Below are 19,963 nucleotides of genomic sequence, written 5' to 3'. Positions count from 1 at the left end.
ACCGGAGAGCGAGGAGACGAAGTTGCGCCGCGCCGTCTGTCCGGGGTCCTTCGACCCCATCACCAACGGGCACCTGGACATCATCGCCCGGGCCTCCAGGCTGTACGACGTCGTCCACGTCGCCGTGATGATCAACCAGTCCAAGCAGGGCCTGTTCACGGTCGAGGAGCGGATCGACCTGATCCGGCGGGCCACCGCCGAGTACGGCAACGTCGAGGTCGAGTCCTTCCACGGCCTGCTCGTCGACTTCTGCAAGCAGCGCGACATCCCCGCCATCGTCAAGGGCCTGCGCGCGGTCAGCGACTTCGACTACGAACTCCAGATGGCCCAGATGAACAACGGCCTCTCCGGGGTGGAGACGCTCTTCGTGCCGACCAACCCCACCTACAGCTTCCTCTCCTCCAGCCTGGTCAAGGAGGTCGCGGCCTGGGGCGGCGACGTCTCCCACCTGGTCCCGCCGTTCGTCCTGGAGGCGCTGACCGAACGGCTCCGCAACAAGCCGTGACCCGGCACCCGGTGCGGTAGGAACGACGCCTGGCTGACGCATCGTCAGCAGGTGTCGGGGCGGGGGCTCCTGGCCGTACAGTCGTCCCGTTCCGTCCTTCCGATCCTGCAGAGAGTGGCGAGTCCAAGGTGGACGTCCAGAAGAAGCTCGACGACATCGTCGCAGCCGTCGGCAGCGCCCGGTCCGTGCCCATGTCGGCCTCGTGCGTGGTCAACCGCGCCGACCTGCTCGCCCTGCTGGAGGAAGTGCGCACCGCGCTGCCCGGCTCCCTCGCGCAGGCGCAGGAACTCCTCGGCGGGCGCGAGCAGGTGGTGGAGCAGGCGCGCGTCGAGGCCGAGCGGATCATCGAGTCCGCGCACAGCCAGCGCGGCTCGCTGATCTCGGACACCGAGGTGGTCCGGCAGGCCCAGGACGAGGCGGACCGCCTCCTGGCCGAGGCCCGCCAGGAGGCCGAGGAGATCCGCGTCCAGGCCGACGACTACGTCGACAGCAAACTCGCCAACTTCGAGGTCGTGCTCACCAAGACCATCGGCGCCGTCGACCGCGGCCGCGAGAAGCTGCTGGGCCGCGGCCCGGGCCTGGACGAGCAGGGCTACGAGGACACCGAGGCCCCTGAGCGCAGCGCCGACCCGGAGACTCTCAGGCAACGCGCCGACGCCTACGTGGACACCAAGTTCGGCGCCTTCCAGGCCGTCCTGACCAAGACCCTGGAGGCGGTCGGCCGCGGCCGCGACAAGCTCCAGGGCGCCCGCGCCATCGACGAGCTCGGCGCCCACCTCGCCGCCCAGAGCGACCCGCAGAACGCCGCCCCGCTGCAGGCCGACGCGGACTACCTCGCCGGCCTGGCGGGCGTCACCGGGATCCAGGGCACCGACCAGCCGGCACCCCAGGAGGCCCTCCAGGCCCCGCAGCCCGGCTACTACGACGGCCAGGCCGCCGCCTACCAGCAGCCGGACGGCTACTCGTACCAGCAGCCCGACCAGGTCGCGTACACCCCGCACCAGGACCCCTACGGCTACGACTGGCAGCAGACCCAGCAGCCGGTCGCCCAGGTCCCCCAGCAGGGCTACGACCAGGGCGTCAACTACCACGGGCAGCAGGTGCCCCCGCAGCCCCAGCACGCTCCCCAGGCCCACGCCGACCGCCCCGGCGCCCTGGACGAGACCAGCCTCTTCGACACCAGCCTGATCAACCTCGACCAGCTGCGGCAGTACGAAGAAGGCCGGCACTAGGCTCCGTCCGGCCCCGCGCCGGGTGGCCGACGGATGCGGATTGGGCCTATCGGGGACCGTCCAGTATCCTGGCTCTTCGGTCGTGTGTATGCCCGCGATCACTGCTGCCCGCACGCCGGACTCCGGCGGCGGAAGGCCGATACCGCAGTACAGAAAGCAGGAAAGCCATCAACGCCCGCCTCGACCACCGTTCCCCGCTCGTGTTCGACACACGCGAGCTGGGTCGTCGTCCCGGCACGCTCAAGCGGCTCTCCCGCTCCGTCGAGGCCCCCGCGGACCTCGGCAACGAGGTCATCGGAGTGCCCGAGGGCGGTCCGGTCGAGCTCGGACTCCGCCTGGAAGCGGTCATGGACGGGGTGCTTGTCACAGGCACCGCCCGTGCGACCGTGACGGGGGAGTGCGTAAGGTGTCTGGAGCCGCTGGAGCGAGTGCTCGAAGCGGACTTCCAGGAGTTGTTCTCCTACCCCGACGCCGACGTCCGGACCACCGAGTCCGGCGACGACGCCGAGGACGAGGAGGACAGCTTCCACATCGAGGACGACCTGTTCGACCTCGAACCCGTGCTGCGGGACGCGGTGGTGCTGGCACTGCCGCTGCAGCCGGTGTGCCGGGAGGACTGCCCGGGCCTGTGCCCCGACTGTGGGGCGCGGCTGGCGGACGACCCGGACCACCATCACGACGCCGTCGACATGCGCTGGGCGGCACTGCAGGAACTCGTCGAGTCCAACCAGGACCGAGAGACGGACATTGAACCCCGCGACGGCGGGGATGAACCTCAGGAGAAGTAGCCGTGGCTGTTCCGAAGCGGAAGATGTCGCGCAGCAACACGCGCCACCGCCGGTCGCAGTGGAAGGCTGCGGTCCCCACCCTGGTTGCGTGCGAGCGCTGCCAGGAGCCGAAGCTGCAGCACATCGCGTGCCCGAGCTGCGGCACCTACAACAAGCGCCAGGTCATCGCGGTCTGAGCGGCTGGTGACAGGCACTGTGTCTAGCCCGAAGAAGGCAGAAGACGGTCCTTCGGCGCCCCGCAAGCGTGGAGTCGAAACGGCACCGGCGGACACGGCCTCGTCCCTCTCGCTTCTGGAAGGGCGGCTCGGGTACACACTTGAGTCCGCCCTTCTGGTGCGTGCGCTGACGCATCGCTCGTACGCCTACGAGAACGGCGGTCTGCCCACCAACGAGCGGCTCGAATTCCTCGGGGATTCGGTGCTCGGCCTGGTGGTCACGGACACGCTGTACCGCATCCACCCCGACCTGCCGGAAGGCCAACTGGCCAAACTGCGGGCCGCGGTGGTCAACTCGCGGGCGCTCGCCGAGGTGGGCCGCGGCCTCGACCTCGGCGCTTTCATCCGCCTCGGACGGGGCGAAGAGGGCACGGGCGGCCGGGACAAAGCCTCCATCCTCGCCGACACCCTGGAAGCGGTGATCGGCGCGGTCTATCTCGACCAGGGCCTCGACGCGGCAGGCGAGCTGGTGCACCGGCTCTTCGACCCGCTCATCGAGAAGTCCTCCAGCCTGGGCGCCGGCCTGGACTGGAAGACGAGTCTCCAGGAGCTCACCGCGACCGAGGGCCTCGGTGTCCCGGAATACCTGGTCACCGAGACCGGACCGGACCACGAGAAGACCTTTACTGCTGCTGCCCGCGTCGGTGGTGTCTCGTACGGCACCGGCACCGGCCGCAGCAAGAAGGAAGCCGAGCAGCAGGCGGCCGAGTCCGCATGGCGCGCGATCCGCGCGGCGGCGGACGAGGCGGCCGGGAAGACGCCGGACGGCGACGACCCGGCTCAGGCTTCCGGCGACACCGCGTCGCCGGCACACTGAAACACCGCTTCTGACCCCTCCCGGGCGGCTCCATCGCCGCTCCGGGTGGGGTCAGAAGTCTTTTCCGGAGTCCTGTGACTCGCCCAGAGAAGCGTGAGGAGTGCCCGTGCCCGAGCTGCCCGAGGTCGAGGTCGTCCGCCGTGGCCTTGCGCGCTGGGTCAGCGGCCGCACCATCGACACCGTCGAGGTCCGCCATCCGCGCGCCATCCGCCGGCACACCGCGGGCGCGGACGACTTCGCCGCCCGGCTCAAGGGGCTGCGCGTCGGCCCGGCCCGCCGCCGCGGCAAGTACCTCTGGCTCCCGGTGACCGGCGGCGGCCCGGCCGCCCAGAGCGCCGCCGAGGGCATCGCCCCGGTCCTCACCCCGTCCGTCACCCACGGCCTGGCGATCCTCGCCCACCTCGGCATGAGCGGGCAGCTGCTGGTCCAGCCGCAGGACGCCCCCGACGAGAAGCACCTGCGGATCCGGATCCGCTTCACCGAAACCGGCGTCCCGGCCGGCGGCGAGGCCGCCGGCACCGAGCTGCGCTTCGTCGACCAGCGCACCTTCGGGGGCCTCTCGCTGCACGACACCGTGCCCGGCGACCCCGACCTGCTCCCCGACGTGATCGCGCACATCGCCCGGGACCCGCTCGACCCGGCCTTCGACGACGCCGCCTTCCACGACGCGCTGCGCCGCCGCCGGACCACGATCAAGCGCGCGCTCCTCGACCAGACCCTGATCAGCGGCGTCGGCAACATCTACGCCGACGAGGCGCTCTGGCGCTCCCGGCTCCACTACGACCGGCCGACCGCCACCTTCACCCGCCCCCGCACCGCCGAACTCCTCGGGCACGTCCGGGACGTGATGAACGCCGCGCTGGCCGTCGGCGGCACCAGCTTCGACAGCCTCTACGTCAACGTCAACGGCGAGTCCGGCTACTTCGAGCGCTCGCTGGACGCCTACGGCCGCGAGGACGAACCCTGCCGCCGCTGCGGCACGCCCATCCGCCGCCGCTCCTGGATGAACCGGTCGAGCTACTTCTGCCCGCGCTGCCAGCGCCCGCCGCGGCCGAGCTGACCGGGACCGGGCGGGCCGCCGGAGTCCGCCTCAGAAGCCGAAGTCCTGGGTCCACCACGGGCCGCCCGGACCGAAGTGGGCGCCGACACCGAGGGACTTGTACTCGCAGTTGAGGATGTTGGCGCGGTGCCCCGGGTCGTTCATCCATGAATCCATCACGGACCGGGCATCGGCCTGGCCCCGGGCGATGTTCTCCCCGCCGAGGTCCGCTATGCCCTGGGCGTGGGCCCGGTCCCAGGGCGTGTGGCCGTCCGGATCGGTGTGGCCGAAGAACCCGCGCCGCGCCATGTCGTCGCTGAACCGCTGGGCCAGACCGGCCAGGTCACGGCTGGTGGTGACCGGCGAGCAGCCCACCCGGGCGCGCTCCTGGTTGACCAGCGAGAGCACCTCGGCCTCGGCCGCGGACTCGGTGCTGCCGCCGGCGCCCGGGCCGGCGGTCGGGGAAGCCGACTGCGGGGGCGCCGTGGTGGTCGGCCGGGCGCTGGGCCGTGCGGTCGGCCGGTCGCCGGGCTCCTGGGACGGGGACGCGGAGGGCCGGGTCGCCGACGGGGAGGCGCTGGGCGAGACGGGCGGGACCACCGATCCCGAGGAGCCAGGGGAGTCCGGTGAGCCCGGGGACCCGGGGGACGCCGGGGTGGCGGCCCGTCCGGTACCCCGGGACGCGGTGTCCCCGCCGCCGCGGCCCGCCGCGTCCGTGCCCCCGGGCACCGGAGCCGCGGAGCTCTCCTGCGGCCGGGCGTCCGGCAGCGTGTCGGCGCGCACCCGGTCGGTGGGGCCGCCGCCCACCTCGAACCGCCCGCCACCGGGGATGAGGCCGGACGCCACCGCCACCGCTCCCATCGCCACCGCGGCGGAGGCGCCGAGCAGTCCCGTCCGCACCGGCGCGGTCCGGCGGGCCGCCCGGTGACCGCGGTGGCCGGCGGCCGCGCCGGTACCTGTCGGACCGTCAAGGGGCCCCGCATGCGGGCGTTCCGGGGCGTGGGGAGCAGAGCGTCGATGGCGGCCCATCCGCAGAACTTCCTTCCGTCCAGCGTCAAGAACGACTCACTCGAAAGGGTGAGTCCTCGCTGTCGGGGGACTGTACGCCATGACGCCAGGGACAGATGTGCTTGCTGAGCAATTGGCCGGTTAACGTGCACACATGGAAGACGAGGTGCGAATGACCGCGTGGGTACGCGGGTTGGTCCAGGAAGTCGGGTTCCGCTGGTTCACCCGAGCGAACGCTTTGCGCATCGGCGGGCTCGCCGGTTTCGCGGTCAATCTCGGCGACGGACGCGTCCAGGTCGTCGCGGAGGGGCCCAAGGAGCACTGCGAGCAGTTGCTGGAGTGGCTGCGGACCGGGGACACGCCCGGGGCCGTCGACGGCGTCACTGAGATTTGGGCCACGCCGCGGGGCGGTTACGACGGCTTCGAGATCCGCTGACCGGGCCGGGAGAAGCCCCCCGGACGGCCGCGCCAAGGGCGCCCGCGGGTGCACCATCGTGAGCTGCTTACGGGAGATAAGCCCTGGTGGTTGCCAACTCGGCCGACCCGTGCAAGGCTGCCGCTGTACGGATGATCTCTACGCCCCACGGGTCCTTTCTGGAGAGTCGGCGCCATGTCTTGGCGGCCGCGCACTCTCAGGTGCCCGAGGATACGGGGCGTGATCGTGTTGACCCCCCATCCGTTTGGTGAGACTCTGGAATCCCCGCGCACCTTAGCTGTTTGGCATTGAGTACACCTGGAGAATGACAAGCACCGCGGGTGCGAATCCCTCACGACCCACACCGCTTCGGTCGGTCACTCATTGTGGAGGACCATCCATCATGGCAAAGGCGCTTCTCGGTTACGTCGGCGGCTCCGACCCCCGAGTCCTCGCCGAGATGCGACGGCTTCAGCAGCGCGTCCAGGACCTCGAATCCGAACTCATTCGGATGCAGGCCGAAAATGACATGCTCTGCGCTGCCGCGCGTCGCGACGATTCGGTGCTCGACATCGACGTACCCCAGGCGGAGCCCGCGCTCACCTGACCCCGATCACCTCATTCCGATCAAGGTCGGACGGGCTGCACGCCAGCCGCTTGAGGCACCGCACTTCAAGATCTGCAAGGGACGCTTCGGCGTCCCTTCGTCGCTTCCCCGTTCCGTCTTCGGTAATTCCCCGGCCGTGCGCTGTGTCATTTCCGCGCCGTCCGGACACCTGGGTGCCCTCCGGTCACTTCCGTCCCGCGGTGTTTCCCCAGCCCCTCGGTGTCGTCCTTACCGCATGATGTGCCCCTCCCTTTACCCGGTGAAACCGTCCCCTTCTTTTCCTCGGTGAAACGGGGCGGGTAACGGCGGTGGACACCCGGGGGCGGTATGGGGTCGTGGCGGTCGACGGAATGTTGCGGAGGGGTGTCGCGGAGGGGCGGGTAGAGTTCAAAGGCGTGCATCTGAAGAGTCTGACCCTGCGAGGCTTCAAGTCCTTCGCCTCCGCCACGACACTGCGGTTCGAACCAGGTATCACCTGTGTCGTGGGCCCCAATGGTTCCGGCAAGTCCAACGTCGTGGACGCGTTGTCGTGGGTCATGGGGGAGCAGGGGGCCAAGTCGCTGCGCGGCGGCAAGATGGAGGACGTCATCTTCGCCGGGACGACCGGGCGGCCGCCGCTCGGCCGCGCCGAGGTCTCGTTGACGATCGACAATTCCGACGGTGCGCTGCCCATCGAATACGCCGAAGTCACGCTGACCCGGATCATGTTCCGGAACGGCGGCAGCGAGTACCAGATCAACGGTGACACCTGCCGGTTGTTGGATATCCAGGAACTCCTCTCCGATTCCGGTATCGGCCGCGAAATGCATGTGATCGTCGGCCAGGGCCAGCTCGATTCCGTCCTGCAGGCCGATCCGATGGGCCGTCGGGCGTTCATCGAGGAGGCGGCCGGCGTGCTCAAGCACCGCAAGCGCAAGGAGAAGGCGCTGCGGAAGCTGGAGGCGATGAAGGCCAATCTCGCCCGCGTCCAGGACCTGACCGACGAGCTGCGGCGGCAGCTCAAACCACTGGGGCGGCAGGCCGCGGTCGCCCGGCGGGCCGCCGTCATCCAGGCCGATCTGCGCGACGCCCGACTGCGGCTGCTCGCCGACGACCTCGTCGTGCTGCGCCGGGCGCTGGCCGCGGAGATCGCCGACGAGGCGGCGCTGAAGGAGCGCAAGGAAGCGGTGGAGGCCCGGCTGCGCACCGCCCAGCAGCGCGAGGCGGCCCTGGAGGCGGAGGTGCGGGCCCTCACGCCGCGGGTGCAGCGGGCCCAGCAGACCTGGTACGCGCTGTCCCAGCTCGCCGAGCGGGTGCGCGGCACGGTCTCGTTGGCCGAGGCCCGGATCCGGAGCGCCGCGGCGGCCCCGCCGGAGGAGCGGGGCGGCCGGGACCCCGAGGACCTGGAGCGGGAGGCCGGCCGGATCCGCGAGCAGGAGGCGGAGTTGACGGCGGCGCTGGAGGCGGCGAGCCGGGCGTTGGAGGACACCGCCGAGCACCGGGCCGCGCTGGAGCGGCAGTTGGCGGACGAGGAGCGGCGGCTGCGGGACGTCGCGCGGGCGCTGGCCGACCGGCGCGAGGGTCTGGCCCGGCTCGGCGGGCAGGTCACCGCCGCCCGCGGCCGGGCCGCCTCGGCGCAGGCGGAGATCGGCCGGCTGGTCGAGGCCCGGGAGGATGCCCGGAGTCGGGCGGTTGCGGCTCAGGAGGAGTACGAGCAGCTCAAGGCCGAGGTCGACGGGCTGGACGCGGACGACGCGGAGGCCGGTGGGCGGTACGAGGCGGCGCGGCGGGAGCTGGCGGCGGCCGAGTCCGCGCTGACCGCCGCGCGGGAGGCGCTGACCGCGGCCGAGCGGGAGCGGGCCGCGACCGCCGCCCGGCACGACGCGCTCGCCCTCGGGCTGCGTCGTAAGGACGGCACCGGCGCGCTGCTGGCCGCCGCGGACCGGATCGGCGGCCTGCTCGGACCGGCGGCCGAACTGCTCACCGTCGCGCCGGGCTTCGAGGTTCCGGTGGCGGCCGCGCTGGGCGCCGCGGCGGACGCGGTCGCGGTCACCGACCCGGCCGCCGCCGCGGAGGCACTGCGGCTGCTGCGCAAGGAGGACGCCGGGCGGGCGGCGATGGTGCTGGGCGGTACCCGTCCGGCCCGGGTGCCGGCGCCGGCCCGGGCGAGGGAGGCCGTGGCGGCGGTGGAGGTCGCCGAGCGGGCGGGCGGTGAGTCGTCCGGTCCGGCGGGCGGGAGCGGTGGGAGCGGCGCGGCCGGAGTGCCGGGGGCCGTCGGCGGTCCCGTGCCCGCCCATGAACTGGTCCACGGGCCAAGGGAGTTGACCGCCTCGGTGGCCCGGCTGCTGCGTGACGTGGTGGTGGTCGGGACGCTGGCGGAGGCCGAGGAGCTGGTGGTGGCGCGGCCGGAGCTGACCGCCGTCACCGCGGAGGGCGATCTGCTCGGGGCGCACTTCGCCCAGGGCGGTTCGGCGGGGGCGCCCAGCCTGCTGGAGGTCCAGGCGTCCGTCGATCAGGCGGCGGCGGAGCTCACGGAGCTGGCGGCCCGCTGCGACGCGCTGGCCGAGGCGCGGCGGGCCGCGGAGCTGCGGCGTACCGAGTGCGCCGCGCTGGTCGAGGAAGCGGACGCCCGGCGGCGGGCGGCCGATCGGGAGAAGTCGAAGGTCGCCGGGGACCTGGGGCGGCTCGCCGGGCAGGCGCGGGCCGCCGCGGGGGAGGCGGAGCGGTCCGCCGCGGCCGCCGCCCGGGCCGAGGAGGCGCTGGCGCGGGCCACCGAGGAGGCGGAGGAACTGGCCGGGCGGCTGGCCGCGGCAGAGGAGGCCCCGGGCGCGGACGACGAGGAGCCCGACACGTCGGTCCGTGACCGGCTGGCGGCCGACGGGGCCAACGCCCGGCAGACGGAGATGGAGGCCCGGCTCCAGGCGCGGACGCACGAGGAGCGGGTCAAGGCGCTCGCCGGGCGGGCGGACGGGCTGGACCGGGCGGCGCGGGCCGAGCGCGAGGCGCGGGCGCGGGCCGAGCGGCGGCGGGCCCGGCTGCGGCACGAGGCGGCGGTGGCCGGGGCGGTGGCCGCGGGCGCGCGGCAGTTGTTGGCGCACATCGAGGTGTCGGTCGTCCGGGCCGAGGAGGAGCGGGCCGCCGCGGAACGCGCCAAGGACGAGCGGGAGCGGGCGCTGGTCGCCGAGCGCGAGCAGGGCCGGGAGTTGGCGGCCGAGCTGGACAAGCTGACCGATTCGGTGCACCGCGGTGAGGTGCTGGGCGCGGAGAAGCGGTTGCGGATCGAGCAGTTGGAGGGTCGGGCGCTGGAGGAGCTGGGGGTGGAGCCGGCCGCGTTGGTGGCGGAGTACGGCCCCGACCAGCCGGTGCCGCCGTCCCCGCCGGCGCAGGGCGAGGAGCTGCCCGACGACCCGGAGCATCCGCGGAACCAGCCGGTGCGCTACGTCCGGGCCGAGCAGGAGAGGCGGTTGAAGGCAGCCGAGCGGGCGTATCAGCAGCTCGGGAAGGTGAACCCGCTCGCGCTGGAGGAATTCGCGGCGCTGGAGGAGCGGCACCGGTTCCTCAGCGAACAGCTTGAAGACTTGAAGAAGACCCGGGCGGACCTGCTGCGGGTGGTCAAGGAGGTCGACGAGCGGGTCGAGCAGGTCTTCACGGAGGCGTACCACGACACCGCGCGGGAGTTCGAGGGCGTCTTCGCGCGCCTCTTCCCGGGCGGTGAGGGGCGGCTGGTGCTGACGAACCCGGACGACATGCTGGCGACCGGGGTGGACGTGGAGGCGCGACCGCCGGGGAAGAAGGTCAAGCGACTGTCGCTGCTGTCGGGCGGCGAGCGGTCGCTGACCGCGGTGGCGCTGCTGGTGTCGATCTTCAAGGCGCGCCCCAGCCCGTTCTACGTGATGGACGAGGTCGAGGCGGCGCTGGACGACACCAATCTGCAGCGGCTGATCCGGATCATGGAGGAACTCCAGGAGAGTTCGCAGCTGATCGTGATCACGCACCAGAAGCGGACGATGGAGGTCGCCGACGCGCTCTACGGCGTGTCGATGCAAGGGGACGGCGTCTCGAAGGTGATCAGCCAGCGGCTGCGCTGAGCCGGGCGAGCGGGCCGGTCGCGCCGGAGGTTCGGGACCGCCCTTCTTCACTCCCTGAAGATCAATTCAGAACTTGAATGAAGGCTGTGTCAGTCGGGTGAGGAAGACGTCAGCTTGGGGGTATTGACTTCGAAACTTAAAGGAATAGTCTCTGCAACGTTGCTTTTACCTTCAAGTGGTGGGTACCCCCAACGTGTGCACCACTTGTAGGGCCAGCCCCCTACGCCCGGCAGCGCAGCCGGGCCACTGGAGTTCACGTTGACCAGCACCGCGCAGCCGACGGTCCCGGAAGGCCGTAAGGCCCAACCGGACCACCTCGGCCATGTCATCTTCATCACCGCGGCTGCCGCGATGGGCGGCTTCCTCTTCGGCTACGACAGCTCCGTGATCAACGGCGCGGTCGAGGCGATCCGCAGCCGCTACGACGTCGGGTCCGCCGTCCTTGCGCAGGTGATCGCCGTCGCGCTGATCGGCTGCGCCATCGGTGCCGCCACCGCCGGCCGGATCGCCGACCGGATCGGCCGGATCCGGGTCATGCAGATCGCCGCGGTGCTGTTCACCATCAGCGCCATCGGCTCCGCGCTGCCGTTCGCCCTGTGGGACCTGGCGATGTGGCGCATCCTGGGTGGCATCGCGATCGGTATGGCCTCGGTCATCGGCCCGGCCTACATCGCCGAGGTCTCGCCGCCCGCCTACCGCGGCCGGCTCGGCTCCTTCCAGCAGGCGGCCATCGTCGTCGGCATCGCCATCTCGCAGCTCGTCAACTGGGGCATCCTCAACCTCGCCGACGGCCAGCAGCGCGGCAAGATCGCCGGCCTGGAAGCCTGGCAGTGGATGCTCGGCGTGATGGTCGTCCCGGCCATCCTCTACGGTCTGCTCTCCTTCGCGATCCCCGAGTCGCCGCGCTTCCTGATCTCCGTCGGCAAGATCGGCCGCGCCAAGGAGGTGCTCTCCGAGGTCGAGGGCCGCACGGTCGACCTCGACGCCCGGGTCTCCGAGATCCAGGACGCGATGCGCAGCGAGCACAGGTCGACCTTCAAGGACCTGCTCGGCGGCAAGGGCGGCTTCCTGCCGATCGTCTGGGTCGGCATCGGACTCTCCGTCTTCCAGCAGCTGGTCGGCATCAACGTCGCCTTCTACTACTCCTCGACGCTGTGGCAGTCGGTCGGCATCAACCCGGAGGGCTCGTTCTTCTACAGCTTCACCACCTCGATCATCAACATCATCGGTACCGTGATCGCGATGATCTTCGTCGACCGGATCGGCCGCCGTCCGCTGGCGCTGATCGGCTCGGCCGGTATGGCCGTCGCGCTCGGCCTGGAGGCGTGGGCCTTCTCCGCCAAGACCGCGGCCGGCACCCTGCCGTCCACCGAAGGCACCGTGGCCCTGATCGCCGCGCACGGCTTCGTCCTCTTCTTCGCCCTCTCCTGGGGCGTCGTGGTCTGGGTCTTCCTCGGTGAGATGTTCCCCAACAAGATCCGGGCCGCCGCGCTGGGCGTCGCCGCCTCCGCGCAGTGGATCGCCAACTGGGCGATCACGGCCAGCTTCCCCAGCCTCTCCGACTGGAACCTGTCCGGCACCTACGTGATCTACATGGTCTTCGCTCTGCTCTCGATCCCCTTCGTGCTCAAGTTCGTGAAGGAGACCAAGGGCAAGGCGTTGGAGGAGATGGGCTAACCCCCCCGCCAGCCCTCTCCTCAGTTCTCGCTGCTGCCCCGGCTCACCCGAGCCGGGGCAGCGGTGGTTTCCGGGGCCGGGCGCGGCGGACCGGCCCTACCGGAGGAGCGGGCTGCCCTCGGGTATCTCCACCCAGCGGCGGGGCGGGCCGGACACCGGCCCCGGGTCCGTCAGCCGCATACCGGCCGCCGCGGACGCGTACCCCAACTCGCTCGCGCCGTACAGGTCCGCCGGCCGGGACCAGCTCCAGAAGCGGTAGTCCCAGTGCCCCTCGGGCTCGTCCCCGTGCGGCGGGAGGCCGATCTCCTCGGTCAGCTCGGTGCGGCCGTCGCGGGAGAGGGCGCCGAAGGTGCCGCCGCCGGGGTTGAAGTACAGGCCGTACGCGGCGGTGCCCACGGAGAGCGCGTCCAGCACCGGGTCGGTGCTCAGCAGATACGAGGCCGGCTGGAGCAGGACGCAGCCGCCGGGCACCCCCGTCACCCCCACCCGGCGGTGGGACTCCTCGGCGTCGTGCGCGGCGCGGTCGTACGCATCGGCGGCGTACCGCTCGGTGGCGTGCGCATCGGTGTCGTACGGCCCGGTGTCCCGCGGGCCGGTGCCGGAGCGGTCCGTACCGGCGTCCGGAGCGGGCACCGGGCAGTCGTCGGGGTCCCGGCCCAGGCGCCGGGCCGCCTCCGCCTCGTCGATCCCCGCCACGAACGCCACCGAGACGCCCTCGGTGTGCACTCCCCGGAACACCGCCGCCCGCTCGTCCGCGTCCTGCTGCGCGGCGCGCTCCTCGGGCGTCAGCGGCACCACTCCCGGCAGCCCGGCGAACAGCGGGGCCAGGGCGGTGGTCAGCGCCAGCCGGCCGGGGGAGCGGCCGCCGGCCTGCGGCCGCCAGGCATCGGCACCGGCCCGCAGCAGCAGCGCCGCGTTCTCCTCGGCGCCGTGGCAGACGGCGTGCCACAGGGGGGTGCAGCCCTGGTCGTCCGGCACGTCCACCGCCGAGCCCCGGTCCAGGAGTGCGGCGACGGCCGTGGGGGAACCGTGGGCGGCGGCCAGATGCAGCGGGGCTTCGCGGGCGCCGGGCGCGAGGGCACCGGGGTCGGCGCCGCCGGCCGGCCGGGCCAGCACCAAATCGGTGTCCCGCCAGTGGAACGGGGCTATCGGCTCCCAGTCGCCGCGCCCGGGATCCGGCGCGGGCGGGGACCACGGCTTTGGCTCGGGCGGCCGGGCCACGATCTCCGAAGGCCCCGGGCCGAGGCCGAGGAACCCCCGTGACTCCTCACCCGCCGTCCGAGGGGCCGGCGACGCGGCGTCCGGCCAGATCTCCCGGGCCTCGCCGGCCGCCGCCCGCAGCGGCCCGGCGTCGACGACGGTGACCGTCTCGGGCACCTGCTGGTCCGGCCACTCGACGACCAGCCGGGTGGCGCCGGCCGGCGGCAACTGCGAGAGGTGCAGCTCCAGTTCGTAGTGGAAGGCGCCGCCGCTGCCGCCGCTCAGCCGCAGCGTCGGCCGGGGCGGACCGGCCATCGGGCCGGGCGGGCCGTCGAGCGTGGTGACCTTCTGCCCGTCGGCCAGCAGCAGACCGCAGCGCAGCGCCCCGCCGCCGGGATGACCGTACGGCGACGTCCGGCCGCCGGGCCGGATCCGCCGCAGGAAGACCGACAGCCGCATCGTCACCGACCCCGGCCAGACCTGCCAGCCGGTGAGCACGATCCGCGCGTCCGGGCCCGCGCCGACCTCGGCGACCTGTGCGAGCTGCGCCGGGACGAACCAGTGGGAGGGCGCGAACTGCTCGTCCCCGCCGGGCACGTAGGCGCACAACTCCAGGGTCTCGTCGGGTGGTTCGGCCGGGGGAGCGGACGCGGGCAGACCGTCGAAGAAGCTCATGCCTCGATCGTGGCACCCGCCACTGACAACCGACCGTGCCGCAGGCGCCGCCCGCCCGCGTCAGCCCGTCAGCCGCGGCAGCACCCGCTCCGCGAACAGCCGCAGCGACCGCCAGCCCTCCTCGACCGGCATCCCGCCGCACAGCGGATGCAGGATCAACGCGCCCTGGGTGCCGTCCTCTTGGGCGAGCCGGACGGCGGCGTCCGGCGTGACGATCCGGTACACCCCCTCCGCGCGCAGCGCCGCGGTGTCCTGCGCGGCGGACCGTACCGCGGAGCGGGCCCCGGCCGACTGCCAGGCCGCGTACCGCTGCGCCTCGTACAGCAGGTGGCCGCCGTACTCGGCCCAACCCCGGTCCGGGTCCTCGGAGAGGTGCAGCAGGCAGGTGCGCCGCGGCGGCTGGAGCACCCAGCCGCCGGTCCCGGCCGCGGCGCACTGCTCGCGGTAGTAGCGCTCCAACTCCGGCAGGTGGGCGCTGGGGAAGAACGGCAGCCCCAGGCGGGCCGCGCGCCGGGCCGCCGGCCGCGAGCCGCCCCCGATGAGCAGCGGCGGATGCGGCCGGGAGTACGGGCGCGGGGTGACCCTGACCGTGCGCCCCTGGTAGCGGAACGGTTCACCGGTCCAGGCGTCCAGCAGAGTCCGGAGCACCTCGTCCTGGAGGGCGCCGCGGTTCCGCCACTCCTTGCCGTGGGCCGCGTACTCCTCGGGCCGGTAGCCGAGGCCGGCGACGGTGACCAGCCGGCCGGCGCCGAGCAGATCGAGCACGGCGATGTCCTCGGCCAGCCGCAGCGGGTCGTGCAGCGGGGTGATCAGGGCGGAGACGGTGACGCCGATCCGACGGGTGGCGCCGAGGACGGCGCCGGCGAAGGTGAGCGGTGAGGGCATCCAGCCGTTGTCGGTGGCGTGGTGCTCCTCGGTCTGGATCATGCCCACGCCGTGCGCGTCGGCGTACTCGGCCATCTCGACGGCGGCCCGGTAGCGGGCGGAGAGCTCGTCGGGCGCGGCCGGCGGGCCGGCGAGGTTGACGCGCACGACCGTGGTGGGTGCGGTGGTGCCGGCGGACATGACAGGTCCCCTTCGCCGGAGCAGGTGGCGAAGGGGACCGTAGCTGACGATACGTCAGTTCACCAGAGTGGTGGTCGAGAACCGGCCGACGGTCAGCCGACCTCGACGGCCGACCGCTGCTCCTCGCCCTCCGTCGCGGGAGCCGGCGCCGGGGCCTCGTTCTCCTTGGCGGCCGGCAGGACCGCGAAGACCACCGCGCCGATCAGGATGGTCGCCACCCAGCCCAGACCGTTCTGGCCGATCCAGGTGCCGGCCAGCGGACCGGTGAACCACTGCACCTTGGTGAAGCACAGGCCCGCGATCAGCGCGATTGCCCAGGCCGCCATGGCCTGCCAGCAGAAGCCGCCCTTGTACCAGTAGCGGCTGGTGCGGTCGATGGTCATCAGGCTCTCCGCGTGGTAGCGGACCGCCATCTTGCGGCGACGGGCCATGTCGATGCCGTAGACGCCGATCCAGGCGGAGAAGGAGACCGCGAGCAGCGTCAGGAAGGCGATGAACTGGCCCACGAAGTCCTTGGCCACCAGCATCATGAACAGCCCGCCGGCCAGGCTGATGACGGCGTTGATGCTGACCGCCAGGGCGCGCGGCAGCTTGACGCCCATGGTCTGCGCGGTGAAGCCCGCGGAGTACATCGACAGGCTGTTGATCAGCATCATGCCGATCAGCGCGGTGATCAGGTACGGGATCGCGATGGCCGACGGCAGCACCTGGCCCAGGAAGGACATCGGGTCGGTGTTCTGGTTGGCCAGCTCCGGGTTGGAGACGGCCATCACGCCGCCCATGACCACCATCGGGACCAGCACCAGGGCGGCACCCGAGACGGTGGTGCCGACGATCTTCTTGCCGGAGGCGGAGTGCGGGAGGTAGCGCGCGAAGTCCGGGCCGGTGGGCACCCAGCTGAGGCCGCCGGCCGCGATGGTGCCGATGCCCGCGATCATCATCGCGCCGCTGCCCGGGGACTTGGCGAAGATGGCGCCCCACGGCATCTCGACGATCAGGTACACGAGGACGACGAGGCTGATGAGGCTGAAGAGGTACGTGGAGTACTTGTTGCAGACGTTCAGTGCCTTGCGGCCCATCCCGCTCACCAGGAAGGTGCAGGCGACGAAGCCCAGCAGGGTCACCACGACCAGCACGTTGTTGGTCTGGATGCCGAACACCAGGCGGAGCACGGTCAGGATCGCGTAGGCGCCGCTGACCGCGTTGATCGTCTCCCAGCCGAAGCGGGCCACCCACAGGATCGCGCCCGGGAAGTAGTTGCCGCGCACGCCGAAGGCGGCCCGGGAGAGCATCGCGCCCGGCGCGCCGCCCCACTTCCCGGAGACCGACAGCAGGCCGACGATCCCGAAGGAGATCGCCGACGCGATCGCGGCGACCACCAGGACCTGCCAGAAGTTCAGACCGTTGTTGATCACCAGGGAGGCGCCCATGGTGAGCAGCAGCACGCTGATGTTGGCCGCCACCCAGGTCGGGAAGAGTTCGCGGACCCGACCCCGGCGTTCATGGTCCGGAACCGGCTCGATGCCGCGTGTCTCGACGGCGCCGTCGGCTTCGGAAAGGGACGTGGATGTGGACGCGGTGCTGGTGCCCATGGGTGCAGCTGTCTCCGTGCGGGGTCTGGGGGCACCCCCGGGGGGAAGGGGGTGCAGGCAGCGGCTGTGATGCCTGGCCAGAAAGTGGTTGCCAGGACTCTACGCGCGTTGCGCAGCCGCCCACCATCGTACTTTGATCCAACTTCTACCGGTCCGCCCCCTTGGACTCCCCGACGATGACACGGAACACGTCATCCTGTCGATGAATCCAGTCACACCCCCCTGATCAGGACATACAAGACGCAGTGGACCCCCAGAAGGTGAACCGGAGGGTCCGCTTCCGCGCTTTCGCCCCGCTCCGGAACCCCGCCGCGAGCCCGTCGGAGAGATGCATGTCTCGTTTGAGCACCGTCGGCGGACTGCCGACCGGCGAGATGGCGGCCTCCAGGGCATGACGCACCGGAATTGGTGCAAGGTGATCCCGATGAACGACAGCGAGCGCGCGCAGGAGGCCGATGTGTCCGGTGTGTCCGGCAAGACGACGTGTCAGTGGTGCCAGGGCACCGGCTATGTGTCCCAGGCCCTGGCCTACGCCCCCGGTGTCGACCCGTTCCGGGGCCCCTACGAGACCGTCCAGCGGGCCGGCGAGTGCCGGCACTGCCGGGGATCGGGAACGTACGACTCCCACCGCGACCCCACCCTGGAGCGCTGGCGCACCGAGGAGCACCGGGAGTCCTGACGCCCGGCGCCGAGCAGCCCCCGGGCCCCGTGCAGCCCCGCCGGGACCCGCGGCGGATCCCCGGGCGCGTGCGGCTGTCCGTGGCGGGGCGTGGCTGATACTGGAGGGGTTATGGAAACCGTCATCCTTGCTGTAGTCATCGCCGTGGTCGTGCTCGGCGCGATCAGCGGGCTCGTCGTCAGCGGCCGCAAGAAGAAGCAGCTGCCGCCCCCGCCGGCTGCCCCCAAGCCCTCCGTCACCGCGCCCCCCGCCGAACCGCAGGTCGGCGAGGAGGCCGAAACCCCCCGCGACGAAGAACGTCGCACCATCGAAGAAGTCGAGCTGCCCGCGGCCGAGGCCCCGGTGGCCGAGGCCGAGGCGCCGGTCGCCGAGCCGGAGGCGCCCGCGGCGCCCGCCGTCGAGGTCCCCGAGCCGACCGCCGGCCGCCTGGTGCGGCTGCGCGCCCGGCTCGCCCGCTCCCAGAACACCCTCGGCAAGGGCCTGCTGACCCTGCTGTCGCGGGAACACCTCGACGAGGACACCTGGGAGGAGATCGAGGACACCCTGCTGACCGCCGACGTCGGCGTCGCCCCCACCCAGGAACTGGTCGAGCGGCTCCGCGAGCGGGTCAAGGTGCTGGGCACCCGCACCCCCGAGGACCTGCGCCGGCTGCTCCGCGAGGAACTGCTCGCGCTCATCGGCACCGACGCCGACCGCACCGTGCACACCGCCAACGGCATCGGCAACGGCGGCGACGAGATCCCCGGCGTCGTGATGGTCGTCGGCGTCAACGGCACCGGCAAGACCACCACCACCGGCAAGCTGGCCCGGGTCCTGGTCGCCGACGGCAAGTCCGTGGTCCTCGGTGCGGCGGACACCTTCCGCGCCGCCGCCGCCGACCAGCTCCAGACCTGGGGCGAGCGGGTCGGCGCCCGCACGGTCCGCGGCCCGGAGGGCGGCGACCCGGCCTCCATCGCCTTCGACGCGGTCAAGGAGGGCATCGCCGAGTCCGCCGACGTCGTCCTGATCGACACCGCGGGCCGGCTGCACACCAAGACCGGCCTGATGGACGAGCTCGGCAAGGTCAAGCGGGTCGTCGAGAAGCACGGCCCGGTCGGCGAGGTGCTGCTCGTCCTCGACGCCACCACCGGCCAGAACGGCCTGGTGCAGGCGCGGGTCTTCGCCGAGGTCGTGGACATCACCGGTGTGGTGCTCACCAAGCTCGACGGCACCGCCAAGGGCGGCATCATCATCGCCGTCCAGCGCGAACTGGGTGTTCCGGTCAAGCTGGTCGGTCTGGGCGAGGGCCCGGACGACCTGGCGCCGTTCGAGCCCGAGGCGTTCGTGGACGCACTGATCGACTGATCTCGCGGCCCGGCATGACGGCGGCGGCCCCCGGTACCTGTGGATGACGGGTACGGGGGCCGCCGCCGTTTCTCCGTAGGGCGAGGGCGGCCCGTCGCCCTGGACGTCGGCTGCGGCGGGAGCGTTTGGATCAAGCCAAGACGCCGCACCGGTGCCGGGGGTGGACACATCGGACCCATGCGGACGGGTGGCGCGTAACGGCGGTGCGGCGGGCCGGGCGCGCGGCCGGTGCGGCAGGCGACGGCCGTGCGGGACCACCGCCCCGCACCCTCCCGGCCCGACGGCGAAACGATGTGCTTCGGCTCAGCACGCCGCCGGGCCGGACACCGCCGCGGCGGAGACCGCCCGGCCGCCCGCCGCCCTGTTGCACACGTACGCCAGCGTCCCCAGCAGTAACCGGGCCTGCGGCGGCCGGCCGGCGGTCTCCAGGGTCGGCGGGCGCAGCCAGCGCATCGGCCCGTGACCGCCGAGGTCGGACGGCGGCGCGGTGATGTGGTCGCCGCGCCCCAGCGGACGCAGGTCCAGATCCGCGTCGTCCCACCCCATGCGGTAGAGGAGGTCGGGGAGCGCGGCGGCCGCCCCCGGGGCGACGAGGAACAGCGCCCGCCCGGTCGGCGTGGCCGCCACCGGACCCAGTGGCAGGCCCATCCGCTCCAGCCGTGCCAGCGCGCCCCGGCCGGCGTCCTCCGGCACGTCGAGGACGTCGAAGGACCGGCCCACCGGGAGCAGCACCGCCGCGCCCGGCGTCTCCGCCCAGGCCGCCAGCGCCTTCTCCAGCGTCGCGCCGGCCGCCAGTTCCCGGCCGAAGGAGAGCGGATGGGCGCCCGGGGACGGGCAGTCCGCGGCCCCGCACGAGCAGTCCGTCCGGCCACCGGCCCGGACCGCACGGGCCCCCGGGACGACGTCCCAGCCCCACAGCCCCGTGTACTCGGCCACCGCGGTGCCCTCGGCCGAGCGGATGCGCCGGCGCGAACCGGAACGGAGGTCCCGGATGCCGCCGATCGTGAAACCCATGCCCCCTCCAACGGGTGGTGCGTA

Annotated in this window: 17 protein-coding genes; 12 read left to right on the top strand and 5 right to left on the bottom strand. The window is 72.5% G+C overall.

The window, feature by feature from the left end; all coding sequences use genetic code 11:
* The first annotated feature begins 22 nt into the window (after positions 1–22).
* The 6 genes from coaD to mutM all read left to right on the top strand — a co-directional run bounded on the left by coaD (position 23) and on the right by mutM (position 4,617).
* Positions 23–505, top strand: coding sequence for a pantetheine-phosphate adenylyltransferase (gene coaD / locus CG747_RS00630; protein WP_308303758.1), 483 nt, complete (start codon positions 23–25; stop codon positions 503–505).
* A 128-nt stretch (positions 506–633) separates the two neighbouring features.
* A complete protein-coding gene (locus tag CG747_RS00625; RefSeq protein WP_100599594.1) occupies positions 634–1,737 on the top strand; it encodes a cell division initiation protein in 1,104 nt (367 codons plus the stop codon).
* Between the two features lie 200 nt (positions 1,738–1,937).
* Positions 1,938–2,525 carry a DUF177 domain-containing protein gene (locus tag CG747_RS00620; RefSeq protein ID WP_257980158.1) on the top strand — a complete coding sequence of 196 codons (588 nt, stop codon included), beginning with the start codon at positions 1,938–1,940 and terminating at the stop codon, positions 2,523–2,525.
* Positions 2,526–2,527: 2 nt separating this feature from the next.
* Positions 2,528–2,701, top strand: a complete 174-nt coding sequence (rpmF, locus tag CG747_RS00615; protein ID WP_039632438.1) for a 50S ribosomal protein L32 — start codon at positions 2,528–2,530, stop codon at positions 2,699–2,701.
* Positions 2,702–2,708: 7 nt separating this feature from the next.
* Positions 2,709–3,557: a ribonuclease III gene (gene rnc, locus CG747_RS00610; protein WP_180985333.1), complete on the top strand. Its 849-nt coding sequence runs from the start codon at positions 2,709–2,711 to the stop codon at positions 3,555–3,557.
* Positions 3,558–3,663: 106 nt separating this feature from the next.
* Positions 3,664–4,617: a bifunctional DNA-formamidopyrimidine glycosylase/DNA-(apurinic or apyrimidinic site) lyase gene (mutM, locus tag CG747_RS00605; RefSeq protein ID WP_100599591.1), complete on the top strand. Its 954-nt coding sequence runs from the start codon at positions 3,664–3,666 to the stop codon at positions 4,615–4,617.
* Positions 4,618–4,647: 30 nt separating this feature from the next.
* On the opposite strand, the gene CG747_RS00600 is transcribed toward mutM, so the two are convergent.
* Positions 4,648–5,625 carry a CAP domain-containing protein gene (locus tag CG747_RS00600; protein WP_100599590.1) on the bottom strand — a complete coding sequence of 326 codons (978 nt, stop codon included), beginning with the start codon at positions 5,623–5,625 and terminating at the stop codon, positions 4,648–4,650.
* Positions 5,626–5,758: 133 nt separating this feature from the next.
* Between CG747_RS00600 and CG747_RS00595 the strand changes: the two genes are divergently transcribed.
* The 4 genes from CG747_RS00595 to CG747_RS00580 all read left to right on the top strand — a co-directional run bounded on the left by CG747_RS00595 (position 5,759) and on the right by CG747_RS00580 (position 12,370).
* Positions 5,759–6,040, top strand: coding sequence for an acylphosphatase (locus tag CG747_RS00595; RefSeq protein WP_100599589.1), 282 nt, complete (start codon positions 5,759–5,761; stop codon positions 6,038–6,040).
* Between the two features lie 382 nt (positions 6,041–6,422).
* Positions 6,423–6,626, top strand: a complete 204-nt coding sequence (locus CG747_RS00590) for a hypothetical protein (RefSeq protein ID WP_100599588.1) — start codon at positions 6,423–6,425, stop codon at positions 6,624–6,626.
* A gap of 395 nt (positions 6,627–7,021) precedes the next feature.
* Entirely contained in the window at positions 7,022–10,693 is a 3,672-nt protein-coding gene (locus CG747_RS00585; RefSeq protein ID WP_100599587.1) for a chromosome segregation SMC family protein, read from the top strand.
* Positions 10,694–10,951: 258 nt separating this feature from the next.
* Entirely contained in the window at positions 10,952–12,370 is a 1,419-nt protein-coding gene (locus CG747_RS00580; protein ID WP_100599586.1) for a sugar porter family MFS transporter, read from the top strand.
* A gap of 96 nt (positions 12,371–12,466) precedes the next feature.
* On the opposite strand, the gene CG747_RS00575 is transcribed toward CG747_RS00580, so the two are convergent.
* The 3 genes from CG747_RS00575 to CG747_RS00565 all read right to left on the bottom strand — a co-directional run bounded on the left by CG747_RS00575 (position 12,467) and on the right by CG747_RS00565 (position 16,902).
* Positions 12,467–14,245, bottom strand: coding sequence for an ankyrin repeat domain-containing protein (locus CG747_RS00575; RefSeq protein ID WP_100599585.1), 1,779 nt, complete (start codon positions 14,243–14,245; stop codon positions 12,467–12,469).
* A 60-nt stretch (positions 14,246–14,305) separates the two neighbouring features.
* Positions 14,306–15,310, bottom strand: coding sequence for an LLM class flavin-dependent oxidoreductase (locus CG747_RS00570; protein WP_100599584.1), 1,005 nt, complete (start codon positions 15,308–15,310; stop codon positions 14,306–14,308).
* Between the two features lie 92 nt (positions 15,311–15,402).
* A complete protein-coding gene (locus tag CG747_RS00565; protein ID WP_100599583.1) occupies positions 15,403–16,902 on the bottom strand; it encodes a cytosine permease in 1,500 nt (499 codons plus the stop codon).
* A 424-nt stretch (positions 16,903–17,326) separates the two neighbouring features.
* On the opposite strand from CG747_RS00565, the gene CG747_RS00560 reads away from it, so the two are divergent.
* Both CG747_RS00560 and ftsY read left to right on the top strand, forming a co-directional pair.
* Positions 17,327–17,581 carry a hypothetical protein gene (locus CG747_RS00560; protein WP_100599582.1) on the top strand — a complete coding sequence of 85 codons (255 nt, stop codon included), beginning with the start codon at positions 17,327–17,329 and terminating at the stop codon, positions 17,579–17,581.
* A 111-nt stretch (positions 17,582–17,692) separates the two neighbouring features.
* Positions 17,693–18,925, top strand: coding sequence for a signal recognition particle-docking protein FtsY (gene ftsY / locus CG747_RS00555; RefSeq protein ID WP_100599581.1), 1,233 nt, complete (start codon positions 17,693–17,695; stop codon positions 18,923–18,925).
* A gap of 303 nt (positions 18,926–19,228) precedes the next feature.
* On the opposite strand, the gene CG747_RS00550 is transcribed toward ftsY, so the two are convergent.
* Positions 19,229–19,939: a bifunctional DNA primase/polymerase gene (locus CG747_RS00550; RefSeq protein WP_100599580.1), complete on the bottom strand. Its 711-nt coding sequence runs from the start codon at positions 19,937–19,939 to the stop codon at positions 19,229–19,231.
* Positions 19,940–19,963: the final 24 nt, after the last annotated feature.

Origin of the sequence: Streptomyces sp. CB02959, from assembly GCF_002803155.1 — a bacterium.
GTDB lineage: Bacteria > Actinomycetota > Actinomycetes > Streptomycetales > Streptomycetaceae > Streptomyces.
The sequence above is the reverse complement of the archived record's forward strand: the minus strand, read 5'-3'. Positions and strand labels throughout refer to the sequence as shown.

Coding starts and splice junctions, on each gene's coding strand:
- CG747_RS00600 (WP_100599590.1), bottom strand. CDS start 5,625: ATGGGCCGCCATCGACGCTCTGCTCCCCACGCCCCGGAACGCCCGCAT.
- CG747_RS00595 (WP_100599589.1), top strand. CDS start 5,759: ATGGAAGACGAGGTGCGAATGACCGCGTGGGTACGCGGGTTGGTCCAG.
- CG747_RS00590 (WP_100599588.1), top strand. CDS start 6,423: ATGGCAAAGGCGCTTCTCGGTTACGTCGGCGGCTCCGACCCCCGAGTC.
- CG747_RS00575 (WP_100599585.1), bottom strand. CDS start 14,245: ATGAGCTTCTTCGACGGTCTGCCCGCGTCCGCTCCCCCGGCCGAACCA.
- CG747_RS00570 (WP_100599584.1), bottom strand. CDS start 15,310: ATGTCCGCCGGCACCACCGCACCCACCACGGTCGTGCGCGTCAACCTC.
- CG747_RS00565 (WP_100599583.1), bottom strand. CDS start 16,902: ATGGGCACCAGCACCGCGTCCACATCCACGTCCCTTTCCGAAGCCGAC.
- CG747_RS00560 (WP_100599582.1), top strand. CDS start 17,327: ATGAACGACAGCGAGCGCGCGCAGGAGGCCGATGTGTCCGGTGTGTCC.
- ftsY (WP_100599581.1), top strand. CDS start 17,693: ATGGAAACCGTCATCCTTGCTGTAGTCATCGCCGTGGTCGTGCTCGGC.
- CG747_RS00550 (WP_100599580.1), bottom strand. CDS start 19,939: ATGGGTTTCACGATCGGCGGCATCCGGGACCTCCGTTCCGGTTCGCGC.